Here is a 19765-nt window from a genome sequence, read left to right as displayed (position 1 = left end):
CGCACACGCTCGGTGCGCCTGGCGATTACAGCGTCGCTAGTTGTCCAGCACTTCGCGCCACTCACGCTCAAACTCTGATTCGTCGATGGCTTGGTGCGGGAAGTCCCAATCATCGAGTGGCTTCTCCGGAGCAGTGCCGAAGCGTGCCTCGTACGCCCGGACCGCATCGGCGCCTCCGGCGGCCGACGCCGCGACAACTTCATCGAGCGCAGCCGCAGCCTGCGGTTTGCGCCCAGGCCCCGCCAGTTCGATTGAACGGGTGATCCAACCGTCGTCGGCGACTTCCCACAGGAAAGTCACATCTTCTTCATCCCAGTACGACCGCACCCACCTCGGCATGGATGGATGGTGGCATCCACTAAGTAACGCTGTCACGCTGCATGTGGGACGCGCAGGGCGTCGTGATTCGACGGACACAGCCGGACAACATCTTGTCATCGTGCCCGCTTCGCACGCATGAGTCGCCGGTTGCGCCCGTCGATCGACTCCCAGTCCAGGCGGCGCCGGAGCAATGGTCGACGTCGGCGTCGCGCTCTGGCTTGACACTGGCTCAGTCGCTTACGTGTTTTGCCTGGTCAGAGTGGGTGGAGCGTAGGGGACTCGAACCCCTAACCCCCTGCTTGCAAAGCAGGTGCGCTACCAATTGCGCCAACGCCCCGGACGGGTGTCCGTCGGTCAGTTCACCTTGTCGGTCGCTGCGGCCCAGTGGCCCTTCTCGGGGTTGGACTGGTCGAGCTTCTTCTTGGCGAGAACGATGCCAGCCGCGGCCAGCAGTACGAGGACGATCTTCTTCATGTCATCTCCTGCAGGTCGTGGGGGAGCATCACTGCCCGTTAGACCAGGAAAGCGTACCGGCCCGCCATGAGGCGTACGAAATCAACCGGCCTCCGGGTCGGGCGCCAGGCCGAGGGAGGCGATGGGGGTGAGGGTCATGTGGGTGCTCGCCCACATCCGGCCGGTCAGCATCCCGAATCCGTACGCCGAGGGCCGGCTGTAGGGGGAGGCGCCGGACTCGTAGGTGGTGATGAGCTCGCCGGAGACCTCGACGATGGCCTCGGCCATGTTCGGGAACTTGAACTTGCGCCGCACCGCGCCGACACCGCCGTCGGGCGTCCGCTCGCAGATGAAGATCGTGCTCGGCCGGTGGCGCCCGAACGAGGAGGAGAAGACGTACTCGTCGCGGCGTACGACGACGCCTTGGACCTTGGGCGGCGTGGTCGTCGAGACGACGGGCTCGGAGAAGTCCCACTCGCCGTTCTCGCCCTTCTCGTAGGCGAACAGGGTCTGGTTGCCGAAGCCGCCCACGTAGATCTGGTTGCCGCGGATCCGGCAGTAGGAGCCGGCCGCCACCTTCACCGGCGCCTCGATCGGCTCGACCTCGGCGGCCTTCTCCGAGTTGCGGATCTTCGACAGCGAGTAGCGGTAGAGCTTGCCGGTGCCGCCGCCAGCGCCCTTCGAGACCCAGACGTCGTCGCCGTCGACCGCGACACCGCCGGCATGCCCGGGGCCCGCCTTGCCGTTGTGGCCCACCAGCAGCACCTCGGCGACGGTCTTGCCGCTCTTCAGGTCGACCAGCACGAGGGCCGAGCCCTTGTCGTGCGAGTAGTAGCTCTGCGCCAGCAGGTTGGTCTCCGGACCGTAGCCCAGCCCCTGCGGTGTCCAGTCGTCGGCGCCACCGGTCGCCAGCGTGTTCGGGATGAGCGGGCCGACGCGGCCACCCAGCCGCTTCCCCCATCGCTCGGTGCGCCTCATGCCGCCCTTGACCCATCGGCGGGTACGGCCCGGGATGGAGTCGAGGTCGAACGGAAGGTCGATCTTCGTCATGAGGCCGATGTTCGCATGCGGTTCCTACCGTGGTCGGATGGCGGGCCGTCCCAGGGTCGGTACCTTCCCTGTGTGACGAGCGATCCCACTGCCTCTCCTGCCACGCCGACGGCCCGAGAGATGATCGGCGCCCTGGCCGGATTCGGCCGCGGCCTCCTGCGTCCGCGGCGCCCTGACGAACGGCTTCTCGCCTCGATCACCGACGCCGGCCTGCCCCGGGGCGACCGGACGGTGACCGTACGCACCATGCCCCAGGTCCCGCGCACGCTGCCCGCCGGCGGCCTCATCGAGGGCGCCGGCCTCCACCGGCGCGTACGCAACGCGATGACCTGCTTCGTCATCACTCATCCCGAGGCGACCTTCGTCGTCGATCCCTCCTACTGCCGTGATGCTCCGGACCGCGCTCTCGGCGAGCTCCCGGGCATGCTGCGACGCCTGGTGACGCCGCCTGCGGACACCGTCGCCACGATCGACTCGCTCGGAGCTGCGCAGATCAAGCCCGACTTCGCCCTCCCGACCCACGCCCACTGGGACCACGTCTGCGGTCTCCTGGACCTGCCCGGTCTCCCGGTTCACCTGCGTACCATCGAGCGCGACTGGATCCTCGGCCCCGGCCGGCCACCCGTCGGGGGAGTGCGCCCGGCGCTGACCGACGGCCGGCCCGTGGAGACGTACGACCTCGACGGCCCGCCGGTCGCCACCTTCACCGCCTCCCACGACCTGTTCGGTGACAGCTCCGTCCTGCTGGTCGAGCTCGCCGGCCATACGCCGGGCAGCATCGGCGTCCTCGCCCGGACCGCCTCCGGCTGGGTCCTCATCGCCGGCGACGCCGCCTGGCACTACGACCAGGTCGACCTGATCAGACAGAAGCCGGCCTTCCCCGGCGACCTCGTCGACGAAGACCGGGACGCCGCCTTCGCAACCCTCCACCGGCTGCATCTGGCGCGTCATCTGATGCGGGTCGTCCCGACCCACGACCACGACGCGTCCAGCCGGCTCTAGGACACGAGAGGACCCGAAAAGTCGCGTGGCCCCGCCGGATCGACGGGGCCACGAGCGGTATCGAAGATCAGAACGTACGTCGCACCGTGACCGTGGTGGTCTTGCCGCTTCGGATGTGCTTGGTGATCAGTACGGCCTTGGTGAACTTGTTGGTCCGCCGGAAGCCGGTGAAGCGGTGCCGGAACTCGCCGATGTTCGTGTCGACGCCCACGTTGACGACCGTCGACTTCTCCTGGAAGCCGGCCGGCGTCCACAGGCGTACGGTGAGGCGGTACTTGCCCAGCCGGCTCGCCTCGCCCTCGACCCGGACGACGCCGGAGTCGCGGCGCACGGTGATCTGAGAGGACGGGCCCATGCCGATGACTCGGTAGGGGTTCTGGTCGACGCGTCCGACGCAGAGGACCGAGTAGTCGCCCGAGAAGTAGAGGCCCATGACCGGCTTCGGCCAGGCGAGGGTGGACTTCGTGGTGTCGCGTACGACCCCGTCGACCGGGTGGAGCGTCGCCGGCTCAGTCGTCGGATCGGCTGGCTCGCTGTTGCCGACCATCGTGAATCCGGACCAGTTGGGCCTCTTCACGTCGCGAATCACGGTCGTTCCGATGGTGCCACCGCTGGGCGAGCGCCGGGCGCCGACGGTGATGACACCAGCGCCGCCCTGGCAGGCGCTCGTGACGTTGACAGATGGGGTGGTCGCAGCCTGCGCGGAGCCACCGAGCGACAGGGTCGTTGCGCCGAGCGCGAGGGCGGCGGCAGCAAGCGTGAACTTGCGGAGCATGGGGGTCTTCCTTCGAAGTCGAGGCGCGCTGCAACATGCGGCGCGCGTGCATTGAAACACCCCTGCAGGTATCCGTCAGTGAATTCGGCACACAGAACCCCAACAGCGCTCGTCGAGCAGGATCGGCGCGGGCACACTTGAAGAAGACGACAACCCTGAAAACGAGGAAGAGGCCCCCGACGGGAGCCTCTGACCTGGTGAAACTGCTGTGCGCTTAGGAGGACTTGAACCTCCGACCCCCACATTATCAGTCCGATTCGCCACACGGACGGGTCATCGCAACGCCGCTGGGGAACGTCAGATGGGTGCTTTTCGATGGGTCTGTTGTTGGCTGTTGTGGGTCCTTCGGGTACCTCTCGGGTACCTCGCCCGGATCAGCCATGAGGTAGCCCAGTTGAGCGCCACCGAGCCGATAGCCAGCCAAGATTGCTCGTCGTTGCCTGGTGTCAAGGGTGGGCGCAGCCCATTGCGTAGCAACGCTTCTGCGCCCTTGATGCCAGGTGGCGGCGTGCAAACCCTGGGGATCGGGGCGGGGGCCGGAGGTGCGGTGAACTCGAAACGGACTTCGGATCTTTACGCCATACAGAGCAGCTTGATCTGTATGGGTCCCCGGACCAGATGTCTTCTGACACGATGCAACCCCCGAGAGCAAGGAGGGTCTTCGGTGTCGGACGAGGAGTACCTCAAGTCCCACTTCAGCGCGACCATGATGACTGAGGACGCCGCGGTCCTACACGTTCTGCGTGCGCTCTGCCAGCACTGCTATGCCGGCAAGTACAAGCAGATCGCATGGGGCGGGACAGGCGAGCGCGAGTGGCGGAGCAACGAGAACTGCGTGACATTCCGCTTCCAGAGCCCGAGCGAGCGGGAGCGGTTCCTAACGGAGTGCGCGCGTCTACTGGATGCTTCCCTGTGGAGACTCGTGAAGACGTCAGACAGCGATCCCGCGGAGCGGCAGCGCCGCTAGTCACTCGCCGCTGAAGTAGCTTGAGCGCTTGGTCTACGGACTGGGCGCTCTTCTTCATTTGCGCGGCACGTAGGGGGACCGGCCGCCAGGCCGCACGCCCCCGGAGGCCGCGCTCGCGGCCGGAGGCCGCCTTGAGTCAGTAGAGAAAGTTCTCACGAACTCAGCTTCGGCGAAGCGCACTAGGCGTAGACGCGATCCCACTCTTGAGCGACCTTGGGCTGACCCTTCGCACGACCTTTGCGACAAACGGGGCAGGCCGGCAATGCCGCTGTCTTAGCCCGAATCTGGTGCCGCTTTGCGCACCGCGTACAGCGGTATCGGCCGGTCGGTGCGTTTGCCTTTGGCGCGTACGGTCTCTCGGGCGAGAGGAATTTTCGCGCTAGTGCGTCTTCTGCACTCGCGAGCGCGACGCCGATCTGGCGAACTGTCGCTGAATAGGACTCGTACTGGCTCTGTCCCTGACGCACCTGTTCGAGGAGGCCCGCCGCGGTACGGCGGCGCTGCCTCAAGTGCGTCACGAACGGCTCAAGTGCGGCACGGGCAGACGAACTTCGGTGCGCAATTGCGTTGCGCACAATCCTAAGTTCCTCAAGCGTGTCGAGTTCGTCCTTGTGGCGTTCGATTCTAGTGAAGGGCCGCCCGTCCTTCAGGAGCCGCTTAGCAAGCGGAAGAACTCCTTTACCATTCTTATCGAAGGGCAGCCAAATGAGGTACTGATTTCCGCCTGTTAGAATTTCCTCGGCCTGTTCGCGGTCACTGAAGTTCACAACCCCACCAGAGTCACTGATACCGCTGGAACCGAGCAGCACAGCGAAGAAGAGGTCCTCAAGGAAGAGCTCGAAACTCGTGTACAGATCTAAGAGTGCCGACTCCCGGAGCGCATCTAGGTTTCGCAGCGTGAGCTGGCCTTTGGCATGCAATGCCTCGCCTTCTTTGACGAGACGCTCCAACCGGACCGCACGGTTGTCGAGGCTCTTTCGGCAGTCCTCGGCGGTTACCAGCGCCATATGCTGGAACTCAGATCTTGCTCAAGAGGAACTTGTACCGAGAAATGCGCGCAGCGCGGTCCGAAGAAGCTCCGCGCAGCGCCTTCGCGACATCGTCGGGCACGTCCTTCTCGGCCAGCGACCGCTGGACAGCGTGAGCAGCGTTCTGCCATTGGCTGATCGTCAGGTCTGGAGCGAGAGGGTAGTCCTCTTCGCCTTCTTTCCGCGGCTTCGGATCAAGTGGTGGGCCGTAGTGGGCGCCGGCGATGGCCGCGAACAGCGCATAGAACCACCCCTGTGTTTGAAGAGCCCCCAGACCGCCACGGCGCGGATCTGGTTTGTAGATTCGCTCAATTACGTCAAGCACCGATTCGAACCTCCCGCCGACCTCTTGTGAGTACGGGAAATCATCGTCAAACTCTCGATATACAGAGTCAATCGTCGTGATCGTCTTGGCAGCGATGCCGCGAAGCAAGAGGATCATCAACTCGCTTGTCAGTTCGACTTCGCGCATCTGAGCAATCGCACGAGCCGTGAACAACTTCCAGTCCCGCCATCGGTCCAGTTGAGCGTATGCAAGTTCGTAGGCTAGCGACTTAAAGGCTCCGTGATACTCTGCGTTGCGCAATTCCTGGTCATTCAACCGCTCCCCCGTGCTATTGAGACGCGCAAATAATTGCAGAAGGACACGGTCGTCAAGTTTTGACGGAAGAATATGGACCGAGAATTCCGTAGTCGTGATTCTCTCCTTGATGACAGCAGGGAGATCTTGGAACTGAACACCCGCGAGTTCGCGGTTGTGCGATCTCATTATCGAAAACCTGTCGGCGTCTGTCGCGTCCGGCAGACAATCGATATCGATATAAGAAAGCAGCGTTCTCAGCCGTTGTTGACCGTCGACCACTTGGCGAACATTTCGGAGGGTCGACGGGTCAGGCTTCGACTGTAGGAAAATGATCGGAATCGGGTAGCCGCGTACGAGGGTGTCGATGAAGTAGCTCTTGGCCTTCGGTGTCCACACGCTCCCACGCTGATAGTAGGGGCGCAGGTCGAGGGCTCCTGTCCGCTGCCAGTCAAGGAAGTCCAAGGCGGTGTAGAGCGTCTTTGTTACTCCCAGCGGTCCCTCAATGGTCACAAGACCACCGTAGCGAGAAAGTCTGGCCTCCGCTCGCAGATGTCCGCTTGCCGGGTGTGCGGTCGTTCTGACACGGCCATGCCCAGGTCCCGTTCGGCTCGAGTTTGTGGGCGAAAGCAGGTACGGTTTCGCTCAGGGGTTCGACATACTGGGAGGCTCAAGTGCGGATCGCAGGACTGTTTGCCGGCATCGGTGGCATTGAGCACGGCTTCCATCGTGCGCTGGGTGATGCCGTAACGACGGACCTGCTGTGTGAGTGGTGGGAGCCGGCCAAGGCCGTTCTCACGAGGCGCTTTCCTGACGTCGACGTACATCCCGACGTACGTGAGCTGCGAGATCTTCCGGGCGGCTTGGACCTGTTGTCGGCGGGGTTCCCGTGCACCGACCTCTCGCAGGCTGGGCGCACTGCCGGCATTACAGGTGAAGCGTCGGGACTGGTGTCCCATGTGTTCGAGGCCCTTCGGCTGACCAAGGCGAGCAGCCAGACACTCCCGTGGCTCATGGTGGAGAACGTGCCGAACATGCTGACGCTCGACAAGGGCAAAGCGATGGCATACCTAGTGCGAGAGATCGAAGCGCTCGGCTACCGGTGGGCCTACCGAGTAGTGGACTCGCGCTTCACTGGCGTGCCGCAGCGCCGGCGTCGCGTGATTCTGCTTGCCTCGACGACTGAGGATCCACGACGGGTGTTGTTCGCCGACGAAGCGGGCGAGCGTCCGCTGGACGACTTCAAGGCGGATGCCTTCGGGTTCTACTGGACAGAAGGACGCGGGGGACTCGGCTGGGCGCAGGATGCCGTGCCGACCCTCAAGGGCGGCTCAACACTCGGCATCCCCTCTCCGCCGGCTATCTGGGTTCCAGGAGCTGCGGACGAGCGTCTGTTCGTGACGCCGAGCATCGAGGATGCAGAAGCCATGCAAGGCTTCACCCGAGGATGGACTGACGTCGACCCGAACGGCAAGAAGAACGGCCCCCGCTGGAAACTGGTGGGCAACGCAGTAACCACCCGGGTGGCCGAGTGGGTAGCTGGTCGCATCGTCTCGCCAGGGGACGCCGTTGTCGACCTGAACGGCCAGGAGGTCACGAAGCGCTGGCCGACCGCCGCATGGGGCGAGAACGGCACGGCCTATGCAGTTAATATTTCCGAGTTCCCGAGCCATCTACCGTACGAACACCTCGCCTCAGTCGTCGACCTGGCAGAAGCACACCCGCTGAGCGCTCGCGCGATCAACGGGTTCCGAAACCGGCTCCTCCGCGGCAACCTAGGACGATACGAGGGCTTCCGCGACGCCGTCGATACCTACGCTGAGGCCATGGGGGTTGCGTTGTCGCCGGTTCCGACGATTCCAGTAGAAGAGACCCTCAATTTCCCAGTGGACAACCTGCTGGTGAGCTAGCGTCACGCCTGTGCATGGACCGGACATACTCGCTCGCTTCCTGACTACCCCCAGCGAGCCAGACAAGTACGGCCAGCGCTGGCAGTACAACTCACGATCGGACCGCCACAGCAAGGTTGGCTGCTGGGGGGTCGCGTTAGACCTGCTCGCACAGTCGTCGCTGATGCAGCAGCACGCGCTCAGCGGAAAGATTGTCCTCGGCGTGAACCATGAGATGCGGGACTTTTCGACCGATCGCGCCAAGGTGCTCGACCTGGTCATCGCGCGTCCGGACGGCCCCGTCCGGGCAACGGGCATGACCTTCCACACACTGGTCGACCACTACGGGATCGACTTGACCCCAGACCAGCAGAATCTCCTTATGACGCTTCCTGACATCCGCGTTGCGCCGGTTGGCGCCGTCCTCATCGCACTTGAAGCGAAGGCGACGATGACCGCGCACGTGAAGTCGCTCCCTCGTCTGTATGACGAGCTGAACTCGTCACATCAGGCGATCCACGGAGCATCAAGTCAAGCTCTGGCAATCGCCTACGTCCAGATCAACAACTCCGCAGAGTTCCTCTCCTCGGTCGTGAACAGCGAGCGCCTCTCCGAGGGCCTCCCGCCGCGGTTGACGATCCATCGGCAACCTGCCGACACCATGCGAGTGCTCGAGAAAGTGGCTCAAATGCCACGACGCTCCGGGAAATCAGGCAACGGCTTCGACGCAGTCGGGGTCACTGTGTTGGAGTTCGTCAACGACGGCGGGCCGGTCGACGTGCTGACCGGGCCACCCGCGCCACAACCCGGAAGCAACTTTCACTACAACGGAATGATCGTCCGCATGGCGAATGAGTACGACGCAACCTTCGCTCACATCTGAGCGGGTCCGAAGCGGATCAGCGGTATCGATCGTTCCAGGCGCTGATGTTGCTCTTTGCTGGCCGGATCTCGTGAGCGGGCAGCCAGGCGTGCCGGATCTCTGGCGCGGCGTCGGTGGTGTCGACCCAGATCACCCAGGCGCGCCATCTGCCCTTCTGCAGCCTCCCCACTTGAGCACGAGGCGAGGCTAGGTGGCGGGGAGTTCCGGCGCTGGCGATGCGCCCCGACGTTTAGCCGGTGCCTGGGCTCTGGCCAGGCATCATTCTTGGGAGGCTGGCTGACACACCTCATCCATCGGACGCCAGGTCGATAGATGAGTCGCTGCCCGTCCTCCCTCGGGCGCCGTACAGTCGCAACATGAACTACGGGCCCATGCCGCTGCTGCCGGACCCTGAAGCCTTCCCAGACGAGGCGGCTCTTGCTGAATTCGTCCTTGCCAAGATGGACCGGTGGTTTCACATCGAGGAACAGGTGCATGGTCGATACTGGACGGGCGAACAGACTCGTATCGACGCGGTCCTGAGACCCAGGGATCCAGACGGCTGGCATGACGCGGTTCCAGCGTTCGCCGTGGAGTTCAAGACTGCGAGGCCATCCAGCGTCGGCGATGGCTACGGTTGGGTGGCACAAGCAGTCGCATACACACACTGCGAGTGGGACGGGTACGGAGTCTTGCCGGTGTTTCTGTGCCCATCACCGCTGACAGGCCTTCTCGCCAGGGCGGACGCGATCGCCTCGTATCGACAGCGCCAGATCCATCCGGACCTCCTTGAAGCCGAGCAGGAGAAGCTCCGCAGAAAGGCACGTCGGTTCGGTAGCCACTACACCGAGGCGTACGTCGACTCGCAGGCGTTGATCGCACATCGGCAGCGAATCGGAGAAATGAACTTTGAGGAGTTCACTGCCCGTGCAGATGGCTATGCAAACGCTGACGCGCGGGAGCGCGAACACCAACTGCGCGTCGCAGAAGAGCTATCCCACGTTCTCGGCCAACTTAGCGTCGGGGACCTCATGCCATATAAACACACCGGCTGGACCCTACGTCGGTCAGGTCGCTGGCTCTGGAGCGAGCGCGACGGGCGCGTCAAGGTTCCGTACAAACTACGTCCACGCATCGGTTCATTCAGGCGCGACGCCGACGCAAACCCGGAACTCTAGGCCCCGTTGACGATTGCGCGGAGTGACCAGAGGCCGAGTCCGTCGACACGCGCCGCCTCAAACTGCGGGCAGTCGGCAGTCGTGGCTTCCAGGAGCCGGCGCGTCGTGATGAATGATGCGCCCAACTCAAGACTCGTCCGAGCGATCGCAGAAAGCGACATCGGCGGTCGCAGGGGTGACTGTCCAGCGGCACGGCGGCGCTCATAGTCGAGTTCGTCAACGGCAATGTTGCGCATGATCTGTTCAGCCGCTTGAAGGCTGTGCGTTTGCATGAGCGAAGCAGCGAGCGGAAATTCTTCGATCGCCGGAGCGTCCATGATCCAAACGCTTGAGCTGTCGTCGGTTACTGGCACCGGATCCAGCCCTCGCCTCATGTCAACTGATCCTCGGTGGCCCATCGCGGCCGCTGCTGCAACTGTTGTCGCTTCCGTCGGATGCCATGCGAGCACGTCCGACAGGTCCTCTACATCAGACGGAGTCACAGCACCGATCCGCTCGCCGCGAAGGCGCGCGAGGATCTGTGTCACCTCCCCCGCGGTGAGTTCGCCGTCCACTCCTGGTCCGAGGATCGCTAGCCGGACAGGTAGACCGGCCTGCATGCTCGCCGCGAGGGTCAGTGAGTCAGCTAGCGGACTAAGTAGCCTGGATTCGTCACCGCGCGCGACGATGTCTCCGCCGACGTCCACGACCGTTAGCGACCGAGCATCAAGCGCCTGCGCCAGGGATCGCAGCTGATCGGCCAGGCCGACCGCACCGCCGGCGAAGTCGTGCACGAACAAACGAGCGTCGATGTCTCCTGCGAGTCGCGGAAGCACCGAACGCCCCGCGGGAAGCGTGTCGCTGGTTGGTCCGACTTCCGCGCGAACTCCAGCGATCGCACGTAGACCGACGAAGTCGCCTCGTGACCGAGGACCGGGTACCGGGTCGATCCTAAGTCGTTCCCACGCGCACGTACTGACCAGAGCTTGCTCACGTGGATCGTGGCCTAGCAGTCGACGGATCAGCATTGCGCCTACGGCATCGCCGCCACCGCCAGCCGCCACCAAGAGAGTCCGCATGGCCTCGATTGTCACCTGCCAGACGTTAAGGCGCTACCGTTGAGAAGTGGTATTAACCAGTCGGAAGAAGTAGCGATGAGCAACACAGCCAATGGGGCACCGAAGTTCCGTCAGATTGCGGACCAGATCCGCGCTCGCATCTTGAGTGGGGAGCTTCGTCCGGGCGACGAGATCCCAAGCGAGCGGGCGGTCGCGGCGGATTACAACGTGTCGCGTCCCACTGCGACCAAGGCTCTGATGCTGCTACGCGAACTCGGCCTTGTGCACTCAATCCAAGGCTCAGGAACGTTTGTCGCCGACCTGGCGGTGAATCGTCGGGCAAACGAGCGCTACACGAAGGCTCGTACGTCCGGGCGGATCTACGCCGACGGGACCCGCGCCGAGATTGTGGCCGCCGAGGTCATACCGGAGGCTCCGGAACATGTCGCGCGGGCACTGCAACTTGAGGCAGGAAGCGCTGCCATTCGACGCCGGCGCATCACCTGGGAAGGCGAGCGCCGAGCTGAGACCTCGACGTCATGGTTCAACGCCGAACTGGCCGGCACCGCTCCCCGGCTGCTCACCAAGGAGCGGATAAGGTCCGGAACCTTGGCGTATGTCGAGGAGCAGACTGGCCGACTTGGTACCTATGCCCGCGACCGGACATGCGCACGCACAGCCGGCGCAGATGCTGAAGCCCTCGGACTGACCGATGAGGCAGCACCGGTTCTTGTGGTCGAACACATCGTGTACGACCAGCACGACCGACCGATCGAGTTCGCGGAGGCGGTCTATCCGTCCGACCGCTGGAGCTACGAACAGCGGTACGACCTGACCTGATCCACGCTCGACGGGAAGAACCTTCGGGGAGATGCTTGCGCTCTTAAGTGGTATATGCCACTCTGTTGGTAAGTGGCATATACCACTTACCAACAGAGATGAGTTCTGAGGAGATCAAGTCATGGCGATGAAGCAGCGTTTCGCAGTCCAGCACGGCGACGTGTTCCCGCAGGGAGCGTTCCTCAAGGGCGAGGTCGAGCCGGTCCTCGACTTCCAGGCCGGCAAGCGGGCCGATGGGTCGATGCCGCAGCAGCTCGACAAGGAGACCGGGCTGCCGGTGTGGCAGGTGATGGTCCTCGACGCCGACGACACCGCGGGGAAGAAGGACACCGCACTGACGGTGAAGTTCGCGGCCAAGCACCAGCCGGTGCCCCCGGCCAACGACACCCCGTTCCCGTGGACCCCAGTGGAGTTCGTGGGCCTGACCGCGCTGCCGTACGTCGAGTACACGGGCGGGAAGAACCGAGAGGGCCAGGACCGGGCCCGGATCACCTGGTCCTACCGCGCTGAGTCGATGGTGAAGCCCGGCGAGAACGCCGCGCGTAAGCCCGCCACCGGTGCCGCGCCCGCTAGCTCGAAGGCGGCGTGATGAGTGCCCCGAAGATCACCCTGGCTCTCACGAGCCGTCGCTACGCGGTCACCGACGCCCCGACCGGGGCCGACTCCAAGGGCCGGACCTTCACCGTCACGGTCCTGGAGATCGACTCCCGCCCGGACAGATCGCTCAGCGTCATGATCTCGGGGCCAGTCTTCGACGAGATCGGCCCGACCGGCGGCACCACCTCGGCCCACTGGCTCCAGGGCGACCGCTTCGCCCGGGGCATCGCTGGCGGCATCCCTGCCCTGGCGAGCGCCCCGGGCTGGGTCCGGGAACTGGTCGAGACCACCCACGCCCCTGGGGTGGCGGCATGAGCCTCTACCTCGTCTGGATCGGCGACGGGTCCGACCCTGCGCACTTGGCCGGGCTCAACGCCGATCACACCCTGTGCGGCCAGCCCAACGCCGGCACGGCCTGGACGTGGGACTACCCCGACCTCTCCACCCCGGTGTGCCCGATCTGCCGCGCCAAAGCAGCGGTCCTGTGAGCACACCCCACATTCGCCCGCCGGCCGTCATGGAAGGGAAGGCGTGGCGGCTGGCGGGTTTCCAACTCTTAGAACGGAGCATCCGATGAACGAAACGATCTACGTCAGCGTTGGCGGCCTGCTCGCCCTGGCGGTGGCGGTCCTGGTCGTGATCAAGCCGACCCGCCCGGCAACCGTGACGGCCCTTGCCTGGCTGGCATCGATCGCCCGCCGCGCCTGGTGGTGGCTCCGCTTCCGTATCACCTGGAAGGGCGTAGCCCGAGAGGCCGGTCTGTCCAAGCGCCGCACCAAGCGCGTGAAGAAGATGGGCGTCGGGGAGGAGTCGATCGAAAGGTGGCGCGACCCCAGGCTCAAGAGTGTGACGACCTCGGCTCACGCGGTGACCCTCAAGGTCCGGACCCGTCGTGGCCAGGCGCTGGCCGACCTCGAGGCGTTTGCCCCGAAACTGGCTGCGACCTACTCCGCTGACGCTTACCGGGTCTACCCGCCGAAGCGCCGGGCCGGCTCGACAGTGATGTTTGAGCTGGTGATGCGGGACCTGATCAAGACCCCGACCGTTGCAGGGATGCCTGAGCCTCGGATGCAGACCGAGTCGGTCCTGCTGGGTCGCCGTCAGTCAGGTAAGCCGTTCCACCTCCAGATCGAGCAGCGTCACACGCTCGTGGTCGGTGCCTCGGGCTCGGGGAAAGGCTCCTTCCTGTGGGGCATCGTCGGATCCCTGGCCCCCGCGATCAAAGTCGACGCGGCACGGGTCTACGGGATCGACCTCAAAGGCGGCATGGAACTGACCATGGGTGCCCCGCTGTTCACCCAGATCGCCGTCACCGGGGAACAGGCCCTGGAGCGGCTGCGGGAGTTCGTCGCGATCGCGGATGCCCGTACCGAGGAGCTGCGTGGGGTCTCTCGCAATCACAAGCCGGCGCCGGGTGACCCGCTCTACGTCCTGGTTATCGACGAGCTGGCCTCGCTGACGGCCTACGCCGACCAGGACATCAAGAAGGAGGCCGAACGGCTGTTGAAGCGGCTGCTCTCCATCGCACGCGCCGCCGGCGTCGTGGTGTGCGCGTTCGTGCAGGACCCGCGTAAGGAGGTCATCGACATGCGCGGCCTGTTCACCCAGACCATCGCCCTCCGGCTCCGCTCCGCGATGGAGACCAACATGGTCCTCGGCGACGGCATGGCCCCCTTCGCACCGGCCCACCGCATCCTCAAGGCGGCCCAGGGCACGGCCTGGATCATCGACGAGGACGGCTCCACCGACCGCATCCGCGCCGACTACTGGTCCGACGACCTGATCCGCCGCGTCGCCTCGCTCTACCCGGCAGAGCCCGAGCTGGTCACGATCTCGGACGCCGCTCCTGACGACCTGCCGGGCATGCAGCTCTCCCTGACCGATGGGGGCGCGCGATGACCCCGGCGTGGATGGAGCACGCCGCGTGCACCCTTCCCGAGACCCGGGGTCTGCCTTGGACGACCGACGCGGACGAAGCCCCCACGGTCCTAGTCGACCTGATGCGGGAGACGTGCGCCAGCTGCCCGGTCCGGCTCGCGTGCGACGCCTACGCCCGTTCGTCCAAGTCGTCTGGTGGTTGGTGGGCCGGCGTCGACCGTGCCGAGGAGCCTCGGGATCTCCTCGATCTCCTCGACGCGAGGCGGAGGGCAGCATGAACGCCCCGCGGATCCTCGATCTCTTCTGTGGCGAGGGCGGTGCCGCCATGGGCTACCACCGCGCCGGTTTCGAGGTGGTCGGCGTCGACATCAACCCCCGCGCCCTGCGCCGTTACCCCTTCGAGACCATCCACGCCGACGCCCTCGACGTTCTGGCCGACTCCCGGTTCGTCGCCGGTTTCGATGCCGTGCACGCCTCGGCACCGTGCCAGGCTTACTCGGTCACCCGGCATACCCACGGCCACATCCACCCCGACCTCATCGACCCCGTTCGTGAAGGTCTGGTCGCCGCCGGGCTGCCGTATGTGATCGAGAACGTCCCCGGCGCCCCGCTCCGGGATCCGCTGTTGCTGTGCGGGTCGATGTTCGACTTGGGTGCGATCGACACCGATGGCACCCGGCTCCGGCTACAGCGACACCGCCTCTTCGAGTCCAATGTGTTTCTCTTCGGTCCTGGCACGGCATGCCGCCACGACACCCAGGTCGAGGTTGGTGGCGTCTACGGCGGAGGTAGTAGCCCGAGACGACCTGGCAGTGGCCACGGCGGTTACTCACCTGGCAAGCACACCGCTGCCAGGTTGATCGGTGCGGACTGGATGACCCTTCGTGGGCTGGCTCAGTCGATTCCGCCGGCCTACACCGATTTCGTCGGATCTCAGCTCCTCGACCGCCTCGGGATCAGCTCCTTGGACGGTGCCGCGTGACCGTCTCGGCTGCCTCGACTCTGGATGCGCCGGGCATCCACAGTGATGCATCGCCCTCCAGCTCTGGGTTTCCGGGGTTCGGGGAGGATGCGCCGCTGGATCTGTCCGGACTCACCCCGGCCGCCTTCAACGCGGTCGGTGCCCGGCTCCTCGACGGCTCCTTCGACGCCTGGGCCGAGACCGCAGCAGCGGTCAAGTACTGCGCCCACCCCATCCGGCTCTCCGGATCGTCGACCACGATTGATGCCCGTAGCGGGGAGCTTGTCGGCACGTTCTCGTCCGCGAATGCCCCGCTCGGGGTGCTCTACCGTCCCTGCGGCAACCGCCGCGCCGACGTCTGCCCCTCCTGCTCGAGGACCTACGCCCGCGACACCTTCGCCATGATCAACGCCGGCCTGGTCGGCGGGAAGACGATCCCCGCCACGGTGGCAGACAACCCGCTGCTCTTCGTCACCTTCACCGCGCCCTCCTTCGGGCACGTCCACGGTCCTCGCCCGAAGAACGGGCAACCGGTTGGCGGACGGTGTCGGCCACGCTCCGCCAGGCCCGGACAACCCCTCACCTGCGAACACGGCCGCCCTCTCGGGTGCATGTCAGTCCATGCTACCGACGACCCCACCAACGGTGCGCCACTGTGTCCCAAGTGTCACGACACCGACAGCGCGGTTGTCTGGCAGTGGCACGCCCCGGAGTTGTGGCGACGGACCACCATCGCGCTCCGCCGCATCCTCGCGCATCAGCTCGGCGTCACCGAGACCCGACGCAAGCCTTCGAAGAAGACCCCAGTCCCTCCGCCGGCCCTCGCCGATGTGGCCTCGGTCCAGTTCGCCAAGGTCGCCGAATACCAAGGCCGCGGCCTGGTTCACTTCCACGCCCTCATCCGCCTAGATGGTCCCGATGGTCCCGGATCCCCGGCACCCCTGGACGGTCGCGGTCTGGGCCGGCTCCTGGAGCGCGCGGCCGGCGGCGTCCACCTTGAGGCACCCCCGGTCGATGACGATGACGTTCCCCGGGTGCTGTGCTGGGGAAAGCAGCTCGACGTCCGGGTCGTACGCGACACCAACCGCACCGACGACCCCAACGGACCCCTCACCCCCGGGCAGGTCGCCGGCTACCTCGCCAAGTACGCCACCAAGGACGCCAACTCCATCCGAGCCGACCAACCGCTTGAGCACATCGCCGAGTTCGCCTCGAAGTGCCGACGACTCAGCGCCAGGGCACGTGACCACTACGGCCCCCACATCAACGCCAACGGCCAGCCGGTCAACCCCTACCAGCTGCTCGGCAAGTGGGCCCACATGCTCGGGTTCCGGGGCCACTTCTCCACCAAGTCCCGCCGCTACTCCGTCACCCTCGGCCAACTCCGCCGCGCCCGCGCCAAGTACCGCGCCCTGGTCGCGACCGCCGAGCACGACGAAGACGCCCGTAAAGCGCTGCTCGACCTCAAGGAGCTCGAGGCACGGCTCCTGGCCGACGACACCGAGACAACCCTCGTCATCGGCAACTGGACCTACCAAGGCACCGGCTGGACCAACCCCGGAGACGAAACCCTCGCCCTCGCGGCGGCTGCCCGTGCCCGTGAGTACGACCAATGGCGGGCCCAGACCAAGAACACCAACCGATGAAGGGGACGAAACGATGAGCAGCAACCAGTTGCTGACGATTGAGGAAGTCGCGGAGTACTGCCGGGTCACCGTTCTGACCGTGCGGTGGCTTCGCCAGGAGGGCCGGTTCGCTCCGGCAATCAAGATCGGGCGACGACTGGTCTGGGATATGTCGGACCTCGACGCCTGGATCGACTCTCAGCGTGAGGTGGCGGCGTAATGGGTGTGGAGACGCGTACGTCGGCATCGGGAAAGAAGAGCTACAACGCCCGGGTCAAGTGGCAGGGGCGCCAGGTGGCCTCGATGACGTTCGACCGTAAGACGGACGCCAAGGACTGGCACAACGAGCAGATCCGGAAGTTGCGCCTCGGGGAGTGGTTCGATCCGCGGCGTGGGCAGGTTCCGTTGGACGATGTTGCCGGGCACTGGCTCGAATCGCTCGGCCGGCTGAAGCAGAGCAGTGCGCGCGAGGATGCCCGAAACTGGCGCAATGACATCAGGCCGAGGTTCGGCCAGGTGCCGGTGGGTTCGATCACCACGTCGGATGTGTCGCGTTGGCTCGGTGGCCTACTCGCGTCTGGGCTGAAGCCGACCACTGCAGCGCGGAAGTTGGCCACCTTCAGGTCGCTTCTCGATTACGCGAAGGAGGATCAGCGGGTCAGCTCCAATGTCGCCCGACAGGTCAAGGCCCCGACGGCTGGGCGTACCAGGCGTGAGGGTCAGCATCTGACTGTGGCTGAGGTGGGCCTTCTGGCCGAAGAGTGCGCGGTCCCAACCGATGAAGACGGGGTGCCGATCGCCGGCCTTGACGCGAATGGCGAGCAGATCCGAAACAAGTACGCCGACCTGGTCAAGGTGCTTGCTCTCGGTGGCATGCGCTGGGGCGAGATCGCCGGGCTGCAGGTGCACGATCGGGTATCCGTCCCAGGAAACGGTCTGCGTCTGAAGCGCGCAGTGCTGGCCAACAGCGACACGGGCGAGCTGTATGTGGAGACGCTGAAGGGTCACCGCGCACGCACGGCACCGCTGGTTGATGAGCTGGTTCCGATCATCGATCGATGGTGTGAGGGGAAGAAACCGGGCGACTGGATCTTCGATGCTCCCCAGGGCGGACCGTTGCACGAGCGCAACTGGAAACGCTCGATCGGCTGGTCGAAGGCGGTCAAGAAGATCGACCATCCAACGCTTCGGGTCCACGACCTGCGGCACACCTGTGCCTCGGTCTGGCTGGGTGCCGGCGCTGACCCGAAGGTGGTGCAGCGCATCCTTGGTCACGCCTCCGCGACCATGACCATGGACCTCTACGGGCACCTGATCGACCAGAACCTCTGGGACGCCGCGAAGAAGGTCGGGTACCTCTCGGGTACCAAGAAGGCTGATCAGGCCGATACGGGCACGGCAGAGGCGGCCGACACGTCCTCTGAGACGAACGACGAAAAGGGTGCCTGACATGCAGAAACGCCCCGAACCGGAGTCCAGGGCGTGTGCTGTGCGCTTAGGAGGACTTGAACCTCCGACCCCCACATTATCAGTGTGGTGCTCTAACCGTCTGAGCTATAAGCGCAGGTGCCAGCCGGGGGTGGAAGCCCCACCAGCAGGCGAGAGGAAACATTACCCGCCCGCCGCCCGCGGAACCAAAACGGTGACACTCTGCCCACCCTGGGGAGGTCAGTCCGAACCGGGTTCGGACAACCCTCCCCAGGGTTAGGGTGCCAGCATGTCCGACTCGGAGGACCTGCAGGCGATCTTCGCGCGTGAGGATGCGGCGCGGATGCTGGATGCTCAGCGGCGGATGCAGAACGGCGTCGCGACCTATGCCCAGCTCACCGCAGGCGGCCTGAGCCGGATCGACATCGAGCGGGCCGTACGCCGCAACGAGCTCCGTCGCGTGCACCCTCGCGTCTACATCGACCACACCGGCCCGCTCACCTGGGAGCAGCGCGCCTGGGCCGCGGTGCTCTACGCGGACCCGGCCGTGCTCTGCCGGGAGAGCCTCGAGGCGCCCAGGGGCCGTGACGACGGCCGGCCTATCCACGTCGCCATCGACCACTCCCGCAAGGTGATGCCCCAGCCCGGCGTCGTCGTCCACCGGATGCGGGGCCTGGCGCTCAAGGCGTACGGCGGCACGCCGCCACGTCTCAGGGTCGAGGACAACGCGCTGGCGATGGCCACGAGGCGAGGTCCGAGATCGACGCGCTCGCGCGGGTCGCGGAGGTGGCGAGCAGGTCGTACGTCACTGCGGCCAGCCTCCAGGCGGCCCTGGAGCGCGCGCACTCCCTCCGTCGCCGCAAGCTCATCCAAGGTCTGGTGGGCGATCTGGCATCAGGCACACACTCGGTGCTCGAGCACGGCTACCTGACCAAGGTCGAGCGAGCCCACGGCCTACCAGCGGGCAGACGTCAGTCGCCACGGACCGGTTCCACGGGAAACCAGTTCCGTGACGTCGAGTACGAGGCGTACGGGCTGGTGGTCGAGCTCGACGGTGCCCTCGGCCACGACTCCTGGCGCGACGAGGCCCGCGACACCGACCGCGAGCTGGACGATCTGGCTCGGCTGGGGTCCGTCACGGCAAGACTGAGGTTTCACCAGGTCTTCGACACCCCGTGTCAGACGGCAAGACGCGTTGGCCGGATCCTCACCAGGAACGGATGGCCCGGAAACCTGCGCCCATGCGGCGACACCTGCGAAGCCTCTGACAGATGAACCTGGGGAGGGCCATCCG

At 65.3% G+C, this 19765-nt stretch carries 25 protein-coding genes and 2 tRNA genes; 16 read left to right on the top strand and 11 right to left on the bottom strand.

Annotated elements, in window-relative coordinates; translation table 11 throughout:
• Nucleotides 1-36 precede the first annotated feature (36 nt).
• The 4 genes from UG56_RS18580 to UG56_RS18570 all read right to left on the bottom strand — a co-directional run bounded on the left by UG56_RS18580 (nucleotide 37) and on the right by UG56_RS18570 (nucleotide 1824).
• A complete protein-coding gene (locus UG56_RS18580; protein WP_045547288.1) occupies nucleotides 37-339 on the bottom strand; it encodes a hypothetical protein in 303 nt (100 codons plus the stop codon).
• Nucleotides 340-585: 246 nt separating this feature from the next.
• Nucleotides 586-658, bottom strand: a tRNA-Ala gene (locus UG56_RS18575).
• A 17-nt stretch (nucleotides 659-675) separates the two neighbouring features.
• Nucleotides 676-795, bottom strand: a complete 120-nt coding sequence (locus tag UG56_RS28700; RefSeq protein ID WP_008355567.1) for a DLW-39 family protein — start codon at nucleotides 793-795, stop codon at nucleotides 676-678.
• An 81-nt stretch (nucleotides 796-876) separates the two neighbouring features.
• Nucleotides 877-1824, bottom strand: coding sequence for a hypothetical protein (locus tag UG56_RS18570; RefSeq protein WP_045547287.1), 948 nt, complete (start codon nucleotides 1822-1824; stop codon nucleotides 877-879).
• A 72-nt stretch (nucleotides 1825-1896) separates the two neighbouring features.
• Between UG56_RS18570 and UG56_RS18565 the strand changes: the two genes are divergently transcribed.
• The gene (locus UG56_RS18565) at nucleotides 1897-2826 is read left to right on the top strand and encodes an MBL fold metallo-hydrolase (protein WP_071327187.1); all 930 of its coding nucleotides are present in this window, start codon (nucleotides 1897-1899) and stop codon (nucleotides 2824-2826) included.
• A 67-nt stretch (nucleotides 2827-2893) separates the two neighbouring features.
• Here the strand turns inward: UG56_RS18565 and UG56_RS18560 are convergent, their stop codons facing one another.
• Nucleotides 2894-3601 (bottom strand): hypothetical protein, encoded by a 708-nt coding sequence (locus UG56_RS18560; RefSeq protein ID WP_045547285.1) that lies wholly within the window; start codon nucleotides 3599-3601, stop codon nucleotides 2894-2896.
• Between the two features lie 664 nt (nucleotides 3602-4265).
• Here UG56_RS18560 and UG56_RS18555 point away from each other — a divergent pair.
• Nucleotides 4266-4568 carry a hypothetical protein gene (locus UG56_RS18555; protein ID WP_045547284.1) on the top strand — a complete coding sequence of 101 codons (303 nt, stop codon included), beginning with the start codon at nucleotides 4266-4268 and terminating at the stop codon, nucleotides 4566-4568.
• Between the two features lie 179 nt (nucleotides 4569-4747).
• Here UG56_RS18555 and UG56_RS28005 read toward each other — a convergent pair whose 3' ends face one another.
• Both UG56_RS28005 and UG56_RS18550 read right to left on the bottom strand, forming a co-directional pair.
• Nucleotides 4748-5575 carry a zinc ribbon domain-containing protein gene (locus tag UG56_RS28005; protein WP_143055106.1) on the bottom strand — a complete coding sequence of 276 codons (828 nt, stop codon included), beginning with the start codon at nucleotides 5573-5575 and terminating at the stop codon, nucleotides 4748-4750.
• A gap of 10 nt (nucleotides 5576-5585) precedes the next feature.
• Nucleotides 5586-6689 (bottom strand): DUF262 domain-containing protein, encoded by a 1104-nt coding sequence (locus UG56_RS18550; protein ID WP_045547283.1) that lies wholly within the window; start codon nucleotides 6687-6689, stop codon nucleotides 5586-5588.
• Between the two features lie 161 nt (nucleotides 6690-6850).
• On the opposite strand from UG56_RS18550, the gene UG56_RS18545 reads away from it, so the two are divergent.
• Both UG56_RS18545 and UG56_RS18540 read left to right on the top strand, forming a co-directional pair.
• Complete coding sequence (locus UG56_RS18545; protein WP_071327186.1) at nucleotides 6851-8086, top strand: DNA cytosine methyltransferase; 1236 nt, start codon at nucleotides 6851-6853, stop codon at nucleotides 8084-8086.
• Between the two features lie 10 nt (nucleotides 8087-8096).
• Nucleotides 8097-8948: a hypothetical protein gene (locus UG56_RS18540; RefSeq protein ID WP_045547282.1), complete on the top strand. Its 852-nt coding sequence runs from the start codon at nucleotides 8097-8099 to the stop codon at nucleotides 8946-8948.
• Nucleotides 8949-8964: 16 nt separating this feature from the next.
• Here the strand turns inward: UG56_RS18540 and UG56_RS28455 are convergent, their stop codons facing one another.
• Nucleotides 8965-9117: a hypothetical protein gene (locus UG56_RS28455; protein WP_177191506.1), complete on the bottom strand. Its 153-nt coding sequence runs from the start codon at nucleotides 9115-9117 to the stop codon at nucleotides 8965-8967.
• A 187-nt stretch (nucleotides 9118-9304) separates the two neighbouring features.
• Between UG56_RS28455 and UG56_RS28000 the strand changes: the two genes are divergently transcribed.
• Entirely contained in the window at nucleotides 9305-10105 is an 801-nt protein-coding gene (locus UG56_RS28000; RefSeq protein ID WP_143055105.1) for a hypothetical protein, read from the top strand.
• Here the strand turns inward: UG56_RS28000 and UG56_RS18535 are convergent.
• On the bottom strand, nucleotides 10102-11163 hold the full coding sequence (locus tag UG56_RS18535; RefSeq protein ID WP_256206743.1) for a DUF1152 domain-containing protein: 1062 nt from the start codon (nucleotides 11161-11163) through the stop codon (nucleotides 10102-10104). The two genes, UG56_RS28000 and UG56_RS18535, sit on opposite strands and share 4 nt — an antisense overlap.
• A gap of 75 nt (nucleotides 11164-11238) precedes the next feature.
• Between UG56_RS18535 and UG56_RS18530 the strand changes: the two genes are divergently transcribed.
• The 10 genes from UG56_RS18530 (at nucleotide 11239) to UG56_RS18490 (ending at nucleotide 18492) form a co-directional block, all read left to right on the top strand.
• Nucleotides 11239-11982, top strand: coding sequence for a GntR family transcriptional regulator (locus UG56_RS18530; protein WP_045547281.1), 744 nt, complete (start codon nucleotides 11239-11241; stop codon nucleotides 11980-11982).
• Between the two features lie 121 nt (nucleotides 11983-12103).
• Nucleotides 12104-12571: a hypothetical protein gene (locus tag UG56_RS18525; protein ID WP_045547280.1), complete on the top strand. Its 468-nt coding sequence runs from the start codon at nucleotides 12104-12106 to the stop codon at nucleotides 12569-12571.
• A complete protein-coding gene (locus tag UG56_RS18520) occupies nucleotides 12571-12894 on the top strand; it encodes a hypothetical protein (protein ID WP_045547279.1) in 324 nt (107 codons plus the stop codon). The genes UG56_RS18525 and UG56_RS18520 overlap by 1 nt, the downstream gene beginning before the upstream one ends.
• Nucleotides 12891-13067 carry a hypothetical protein gene (locus tag UG56_RS28450; RefSeq protein WP_177191505.1) on the top strand — a complete coding sequence of 59 codons (177 nt, stop codon included), beginning with the start codon at nucleotides 12891-12893 and terminating at the stop codon, nucleotides 13065-13067. Before UG56_RS18520 ends, UG56_RS28450 begins: the two co-directional genes overlap by 4 nt.
• A gap of 85 nt (nucleotides 13068-13152) precedes the next feature.
• Nucleotides 13153-14478, top strand: coding sequence for an FtsK/SpoIIIE domain-containing protein (locus UG56_RS18515; RefSeq protein ID WP_052693191.1), 1326 nt, complete (start codon nucleotides 13153-13155; stop codon nucleotides 14476-14478).
• Nucleotides 14475-14735, top strand: coding sequence for a WhiB family transcriptional regulator (locus tag UG56_RS29155; RefSeq protein ID WP_045547278.1), 261 nt, complete (start codon nucleotides 14475-14477; stop codon nucleotides 14733-14735). The genes UG56_RS18515 and UG56_RS29155 overlap by 4 nt, the downstream gene beginning before the upstream one ends.
• Nucleotides 14732-15439, top strand: a complete 708-nt coding sequence (locus UG56_RS18505; RefSeq protein ID WP_045547277.1) for a DNA cytosine methyltransferase — start codon at nucleotides 14732-14734, stop codon at nucleotides 15437-15439. The genes UG56_RS29155 and UG56_RS18505 overlap by 4 nt, the downstream gene beginning before the upstream one ends.
• Nucleotides 15436-17064, top strand: a complete 1629-nt coding sequence (locus UG56_RS28445; protein ID WP_052693189.1) for a replication initiator — start codon at nucleotides 15436-15438, stop codon at nucleotides 17062-17064. Before UG56_RS18505 ends, UG56_RS28445 begins: the two co-directional genes overlap by 4 nt.
• 13 nt (nucleotides 17065-17077) lie before the next feature.
• Nucleotides 17078-17263, top strand: coding sequence for a helix-turn-helix transcriptional regulator (locus UG56_RS28440; protein WP_045547276.1), 186 nt, complete (start codon nucleotides 17078-17080; stop codon nucleotides 17261-17263).
• Nucleotides 17263-18492 (top strand): tyrosine-type recombinase/integrase, encoded by a 1230-nt coding sequence (locus UG56_RS18490; RefSeq protein ID WP_045547275.1) that lies wholly within the window; start codon nucleotides 17263-17265, stop codon nucleotides 18490-18492. The genes UG56_RS28440 and UG56_RS18490 overlap by 1 nt, the downstream gene beginning before the upstream one ends.
• Before the next feature lie 41 nt (nucleotides 18493-18533).
• Here the strand turns inward: UG56_RS18490 and UG56_RS18485 are convergent.
• A tRNA-Ile gene (locus UG56_RS18485) sits at nucleotides 18534-18607 on the bottom strand.
• Between the two features lie 153 nt (nucleotides 18608-18760).
• Between UG56_RS18485 and UG56_RS18480 the strand changes: the two genes are divergently transcribed.
• Nucleotides 18761-19402 carry a type IV toxin-antitoxin system AbiEi family antitoxin domain-containing protein gene (locus UG56_RS18480; protein WP_052693188.1) on the top strand — a complete coding sequence of 214 codons (642 nt, stop codon included), beginning with the start codon at nucleotides 18761-18763 and terminating at the stop codon, nucleotides 19400-19402.
• Nucleotides 19403-19425: 23 nt separating this feature from the next.
• Here UG56_RS18480 and UG56_RS27995 read toward each other — a convergent pair whose 3' ends face one another.
• Nucleotides 19426-19629 (bottom strand): hypothetical protein, encoded by a 204-nt coding sequence (locus UG56_RS27995; RefSeq protein WP_143055104.1) that lies wholly within the window; start codon nucleotides 19627-19629, stop codon nucleotides 19426-19428.
• Between the last annotated feature and the right edge of the window lie 136 nt (nucleotides 19630-19765).

Origin of the sequence: Nocardioides luteus (assembly GCF_000960475.2) — a bacterium.
Classification (GTDB): domain Bacteria; phylum Actinomycetota; class Actinomycetes; order Propionibacteriales; family Nocardioidaceae; genus Nocardioides; species Nocardioides luteus_A.
The sequence above is the reverse complement of the archived record's forward strand: the minus strand, read 5'-3'. Positions and strand labels throughout refer to the sequence as shown.